The following is a 6,481-nucleotide window of genomic DNA, read 5'->3' on the forward strand; positions in this document are numbered from 1 at the left end:
CTCTGGACACGCCCAGCCGCTTGCACATCCACTGCACCGGGAAGTTGGCGTTCTCCTCCTGAACAAGGCGGTAGAGGTCTTCTACCGTTGTTCTTTGGCGAAGAACGCCGAAACTTTTTTAGGAATTCATTCTCTCGTTCCACTTCCCGGAGCCGGGTCTCCAGCGCCTTGTATTTAGCGGCTTCCACGGGTTGATCGGACTTCATGCTGGCATCGGGATGGCCTTCATTGTGGTAACGGATCCACCGACGCAGCGCGCTCACCGAGACCCCCAGCTCGGAGGCGACGGTGGCTATCGGACGACCGGAAGAAATAACGAGATCAACGGCATCGGCTTTGAACTCATCAGAAAACGTTTGACGGGCGGACATGGGCACAATCCTTTCAAACTGTGTCTCATATCAGTAGTACACCTCAGATACCCAGGGCGTTGAGGCGTTTAGTTAGTCGCGTGGCGACACCCCAGATCTCAATGACGGACAGCCGGCGCATGAGTGCTTCCCTGTCTACCGGTGGTACGGAGTCCCAATGGCACACGCCGCCGCAAACGAGCATTGCCACCGACTTCTACACGCTGTGGCCCACTAAGCTAAGTCCCTGGCCTATGTAACCAAATGGTGCCGTCAATGTAGGAGGATCATCGGAGTATGGCTCGTCCGCATCTGAGAATACGTTTATTGTCATCTCACCTGGGAACCGGATGATCCCGGCGACCCTGTCGCCTCCGAATGTGTCGTAGACTTTCGTTCGGCTTGCGAAACTGTCTCCAAGCTGTGGTGGAAATAGTTCCGCCCTAGTGCCGACTTTGAACTTTCTAAGAACGTGCACAGCCCCTTCCAGCCCTCCCGAAAAATCATCGGGCTTGAGCGGGTCCCCCTTCGGGTGCTGTACTGCGTAGGCTGCTGCGACGAGGGGCTTCGTATTAATCAGCAGATCACCATCAACCGGGAAATAGTCTCTTAAACGGTATGGTAGCGAACGTGGCAGCATTTTCCATCATGGGCCATTGGGAATACCAGCGGCAGCTCCGCCACACCCCCGATACGGCGGAGCGGCAACCCACCATACCGGTCAGTTTCAGATGTGTAGTATCAAGTAAAGTCTCGTAATTACTGGGAGATGAGCCGGATTACTCCGGTTCATCTGCTTCATCTAGCTCTAACTTTGGGGGGGCCACATTGGCAATCGATCTGGGAAAACTTGTACCTGTCGCGGCAGCTCCGCTACTTGTACCCCGAGACATCTTCGACGCTCTTCCAGATAAGCCGTGGTCACGCTTACGCCTGGAACAAGGCGAGGTCCTGCAGAAGTGGTACGACAATCGCAACCGCCGCGACAACGTCATCAAGCAGAACACCGGTGGCGGAAAAACCGTTATTGGGCTGCTGATTGCCCAGAGCAGCTTGAATGAGCACGTCGGTCCGGCGGTTTACCTAGTTCCGGACACCTACCTCGTTGATCAGGTAGTGAAGGAAGCCGACGCTCTGGGCATTGTGGTCACGAAAGAAGTAAACGATGTTCAGTTTCGAGCCCAACGGGCGATCCTCGTAACGACCTTCCACAAAGTACTCAACGGCCGATCTGTGTTCGGAGTGCGAGGATCCAATCGCGATCCCCTCGTGCTCGGCACAGTCATAGTTGACGACGCGCATGCTTCTTTGAACGCAGCCAAGGGTATCTTCACCGCGACTATCATGCGAGGGCAGCCAGCTTTCGACAAGCTACTGACGCTGTTTCAGGACGATCTGAAACACCAGAGTCCGAGAATCTGGGCGGACATAACCGCGGGTGATTACTCTAGTCCGCTCCGCGTTCCCTTTTGGTGCTGGAAGGAGCGCCAGGATGAAGTTATGGCGATCCTCCGTGCCGAAGGAGAGGATGACAATTGGAAGGATCTTTACTTTGCGTGGCCTCTCATTCGGGAACATTTGCATCTTGCCGGGGCGACCGTCACTAGCCGGGCCATCGAGATCCGGACTCCGTGCCCTGCCATCGAGCTAATCCCGTCCTTCGAACAGGCACAGAGGCGTGTCTATCTGACTGCCACGCTTGCCGATGACGGAGTCCTCGTGACCGAGCTGGGTGCCGACGCTGCAAACGTAATGATCCCTCTAACTCCTGGTAGGGCCTCAGATTTAGGTGATCGAGTCATCATTGCGCCTCAGGGAATAAATCCGCATATTGGCGATGACAGCGTTAGGCGCCTGGCGCGTCAATTCGCCGACGGCATACGAGACGGCAGTAGCAATCCATCATCTAACCCAATAAATGTGGTTGTCATTGTTCCCAGTCATCAAACAGCGCAAAAGTGGACAGGTTTTGCAGACCACACATGTGATGTACACACACTCGCCCCCATCGTCGCACGCCTAAAAGCAGGTGAACATCTCGGACTCATAGTCCTCGTGAACAAGTACGACGGCGTTGACCTTCCCGGGGATGCCTGCCGCCTACTCATTCTCGACGGTGTGCCAACTCCGCTTGACGCGACTGAGAGCCGGGAATCTTCCGCCCTCGCCGGGAGCGACACGTTCCTCGCTCGAAAAGTTCAACGAATCGAGCAGGGCATGGGCAGGGCCATCCGCGATGCCGAAGACCACTGCGCGGTTCTCCTCGTGGGCCACGAACTCGCAGTTGCAATAGTCGACCCGGCGGCACGAAAATTCTTCTCTCCGGCTACTAGGGCGCAGATCCAGTTGAGCCAACAGATTGCCGACCAAATACAAAATGAAGGACTGGTGCCAATCCGGGAAATGCTAGACATATTCCTGCGCAGGGACAGGTCGTGGACTTCGCCGAGCAGCATGGCGCGCGCCGGCATTCTCTACGACGCAGATGGTCACGTCAGTGCTTTAGCCATAGCTCGCCGAGAAGCATTCAACCTCGCAACCGCAGGTGATTTTGCCTCAGCTGGCAACCGCCTCGTCGAAGCACTTCGGGCCATGCCGGCAAAAGAGCGCGGCTGGTACGGAGAGGAGGCCGCAGCCTATACGAACGGCGTAGATCCAGCGGCAGCTCAAGCAGGTCTGGGCCAAGCACGCAAAGACAACTCATCCGCTTTGCTCCCGCTCGTGGCGACACCTGTCCGACCAATGAAGCCTGCGGGAGTCCAAGCTAAAGCATGCTCGACGTTTTTGAACGATCACTACGCCAACGGAACGTTATTGGTTCTTGGTGTCTCCGCGATCCTGGAGCGACTTCATTGGGATGAAAATGGGGCAGACGCTGCCGAGGGTGCAATGGAAGACATAGGCGCACATCTGGGGTTCGCAAGCGACCGACCCGATAAGCTCTACAAAGTTGGCCCAGACAATCTTTGGGCAGTCAATGACGATGTGCACGTTGCTTTCGAACTCAAGACTGAAGTCATTCGTAACGACGAGCGGATTTGGAAGAAAGAGTTGGACCAGCTCGCGGGGCACTTGAACTGGCACGCAGCAAATTACAAAGGAGTCTCGCGACTGATTCCTGTGATGGTGCACCCAAAGGGTAAGGCCGACGAGAAAGGAACTCCGCCACAGGGATGCCGCTACATGGGTCCGGACGAACTCGTGGCCTTTAAAGCGAGCCTCAATGGGTTCGCACAAGCAGTGTCCCTGAACTTCGGATGGAAGAGCCCAGAGGTGGTTGGGAAGCGTTTACAAGAATTTGGACTCACGCTGGATCAAGCAGTGCTCAAACACACCAGTATTTTACGTTAACATAGCACTCATGCCTTAGCCCAGAGGGACCGTTGGTCACTCGAATAGTAGAATCGCGGCAGACGCTATTTCCTTAGGCCAGTGCCCGCGCTACGTCGTAGTCTGCTGACTTTTCCAGCGTGTGCCGTGCCCGGTCGTACCTTCGGGTTGTGCGGGGTCCGCATGGCCCATGCTGTCTTGCAGTTCATGAAGGGTGGTGCCAGCGTCCAAGGCAACGGTGGCGAACGTGTGACGTAGGGAGTGAGGGCTGATCCGCCCTTCCACTCCTGCTGCTTTCGCCAGCCGTTGCACGGTTCGGAACGCTTCTGACGCCTGCCATGCGTTGCCCATTCTGGTGGCGAAGATTGGCCGGCTCCTGCCCGCCGTGCCGGTTACCGGCTCCTGCCCGTGCGTTCCCACATAGGTGTGCGGTGCGTCGACCGCGGGGGCCGGCACGGCCACTGTTGCCGGCTTCCCACCTTTGCGCCGGACCGTCAGGGTCCGGTGCCGGCGTTGTGGCCGTAATCAGCGGTGGTGACTCCCAGCGCCTCACTGAGCCGAATGCCGGTGAACAGAAGCAGGCTAACCAAGGCATGGGAGCGCGGGCCGTCTGTCAAGGGTCATGAGTTTCTGCCCACCAGCGGCCACTTCTTCTGCCCGCTGGTGGCCAGCAAAACTGCCCGGATATGGCCATGAGATCTGCCCACAAATATAAATTCGTGGTTGGCCATACCGGTCCGGTGTTTTAGCTCAGTTGTATCACTCCCTTCCCTGCTAGGGCCTGGGTCAGCCTGACGGAGTCGCCACTGGTCTGGCAGATGTGGGCGTGGTGTAGCAGTCGGTCCACCGTCGCTGTCGCCAGGGTCTTGGGCATGAGCTCGTCGAATCCGGCTGGGTGCAGGTTGGAGGAGATCGCGATGGAGCGTTTCTCGTAGGCAGCATCCACGACTCTGTAGAGTCCTTCGGCGGCGTCAGTTCCCACGGCGAGGAGCCCGATGTCATCGATCACGACCAGATCGGCTCGGAGTACCCGGTCGACGGCTTTGGTGACGCTGTCGTCGGTGCGGTGGGCGCGGATGAGCTGTCCTAGGTCCTCGAGACGGAACCAGGCCACGCGCAGGCCTTCCTCCACGGCCTGCTGGCCCAGGGCCTCCAAGAAGAACGTTTTCCCGGTGCCGGAGGGCCCGCAGACGACAAGGTTCTCCCCGCGCCGGATCCACTCCAGGGTTCGCAGGGCTTGCTGGGTCGGGGTCGGGATCGAGGAAGCGGCGGGGTCCCAGGCATCGAAGGTTTTCCCGGTCGGGAACCCGGCGGCCTTGCGGCGGGTGGCGAGCATTGAGGCGGCACGGCCACGTATTTCCTCGGTGAAGAGCGCCTTGATCACCTCGACTGGTTCCCAGCGCTGGGCACGGGCGGTCGCGATGAGTTCCGGTGCCAAGGCGCGGGCATGGGGCATCTTCAAAGACCGCATCATCGCCTCCACGTCATCGGGCAGTGCCAGGGCGGTGGTGTTGAGCGGGTTCACGGCTGTACTTCCTTGCTGCTGGTGATGGCGGCCCAGGCACTGGTGCCCTGGGTCAGAGACGCGTCCTCGCTGGCGGCGTGGGTGGTGGTGGAGGCCCTGCCTGCCTGCAGGATCGAGGAGAGGTCTCCGTGGGCGAAGCGGCCGTGGATCGCCGCGGTACCCAGAGCCCGGTCAACCTCGATGACGCCGGCGATCTTCGCCAGCGACACGGCCTCAGCCATCTTCTGGTTCATCCGTGCAGTGCCGATGGCGGCGGCTTCCTTCAACCAAGCCGCGGCGCCGCCGCCAATGGCCAGGAACTCCGCCTCAGCCCCGGTACGGGCCCGCGGCGTGTAATCCCCGGGGATCTTCTCCACGTAACCGGGGAAATGCTCATCGTTGATCGCCGGACTTCCCGGCCGTGCCCTGCCGTGGCGGGCGACCTCCACCGGGCCGGCGGGACCGTGGTGAACAATGACGATTTTCTCATCCGGACCAGCACCATGGGAACGGACAAACACCCTTTGCCCCAGCAGGTGGGACGGGACGGAGTACATGGCGTTGTTGAACGTGACCATGGGCGTGTTCGGCGGCACCGTACGGGCCAAACCAAAGGAGACCGTGTGGGCGTCATCCGGAACCCGATGCAGGCGCAGGACCTCCTCGGCGAGCATCGCCGCCGGTTTGCGCTTGGTAGCCCGGTGTTCACGGGTGTTGATGTGGGCCATGAACTCCTCACACGCGACCTCCACCTCGGCGAAGGAGCCGTACTCGGCGCGCAGGTTCGTATCCCTGGGCACGATGTCAGCCTTGGCGACCTTCACCGCGTTCTCCACCCCGCCCTTGGAAGCGGGATCCGCCGGCTGGCACGTCAACACGGTCACGCCGTAGTAGCGGGCAAAATCCACGGTTTGCAGGTTCCGCACCGGCACCCCGGCCACATGCGAGACCGTCACCGTCTTTTCGTTATCCGTGAGGACATAAGTGGGTGCCCCGCCAGCGATGCGGAAAGACCTATCCAGGGCCGCGAACACGGACGGCGCCGTCCTATCCCGCAAAGCGATGACGATCCGGAACCGTGACCACGCCAGCCAGGCAACGAACAACACCGTCTTCACACCGTCAATATAAGGGCCGTCTCCGAAATCATATTGTAGCCAGCCGCCAGGCTCCGTGACCCACGGCCGGTGCACGCGCACCCGCCCGAGCTTCCACTCGGCCTTGACCTGGGCCATCGCGCGGCGGGTGGAACGCTCAGACCCCGCATAGCCCATGCCCACCAGCTTTTGGTGGGTGA

The 6,481-nt window shown here is 59.7% G+C and carries 7 protein-coding genes; 1 reads left to right on the forward strand and 6 read right to left on the reverse strand.

Going from position 1 to position 6,481, the window contains the following annotated elements:
- Together IV500_RS20985 and IV500_RS22510 are read right to left on the reverse strand one after the other, a co-directional pair.
- The coding region (locus IV500_RS20985; protein WP_196398763.1) for a transposase at positions 1 to 371 on the reverse strand (371 nt) is incomplete at its 3' end.
- Positions 372 to 567: 196 nt separating this feature from the next.
- Positions 568 to 990 carry an SRA domain-containing endonuclease gene (locus IV500_RS22510; protein WP_512699644.1) on the reverse strand — a complete coding sequence of 141 codons (423 nt, stop codon included), beginning with the start codon at positions 988 to 990 and terminating at the stop codon, positions 568 to 570.
- Between the two features lie 188 nt (positions 991 to 1,178).
- Here IV500_RS22510 and IV500_RS20990 point away from each other — a divergent pair, with 188 nt between their 5' ends.
- Positions 1,179 to 3,701 (forward strand): DEAD/DEAH box helicase, encoded by a 2,523-nt coding sequence (locus tag IV500_RS20990; protein ID WP_196398764.1) that lies wholly within the window; start codon positions 1,179 to 1,181, stop codon positions 3,699 to 3,701.
- A gap of 90 nt (positions 3,702 to 3,791) precedes the next feature.
- Here the strand turns inward: IV500_RS20990 and IV500_RS22415 are convergent, their stop codons facing one another.
- The 4 genes from IV500_RS22415 to IV500_RS21005 all read right to left on the reverse strand — a co-directional run.
- The gene (locus IV500_RS22415) at positions 3,792 to 4,142 is read right to left on the reverse strand and encodes a tyrosine-type recombinase/integrase (protein ID WP_376770243.1); all 351 of its coding nucleotides are present in this window, start codon (positions 4,140 to 4,142) and stop codon (positions 3,792 to 3,794) included.
- Between the two features lie 32 nt (positions 4,143 to 4,174).
- Entirely contained in the window at positions 4,175 to 4,297 is a 123-nt protein-coding gene (locus IV500_RS22035; RefSeq protein WP_281064095.1) for a site-specific integrase, read from the reverse strand.
- 128 nt (positions 4,298 to 4,425) lie between these two features.
- Complete coding sequence (istB, locus tag IV500_RS21000) at positions 4,426 to 5,205, reverse strand: IS21-like element helper ATPase IstB (RefSeq protein WP_312876016.1); 780 nt, start codon at positions 5,203 to 5,205, stop codon at positions 4,426 to 4,428.
- Positions 5,202 to 6,481, reverse strand: a 1,280-nt coding sequence (locus IV500_RS21005) for a DDE-type integrase/transposase/recombinase (protein ID WP_196398765.1), incomplete at its 5' end; no start/stop codon positions are given. The genes istB and IV500_RS21005, both read right to left, overlap by 4 nt.

This window comes from Arthrobacter terrae, assembly GCF_015708085.1.
GTDB lineage: Bacteria > Actinomycetota > Actinomycetes > Actinomycetales > Micrococcaceae > Arthrobacter_M > Arthrobacter_M terrae.

Coding starts and splice junctions, on each gene's coding strand:
- IV500_RS22510 (WP_512699644.1), bottom strand. CDS start 990: ATGCTGCCACGTTCGCTACCATACCGTTTAAGAGACTATTTCCCGGTT.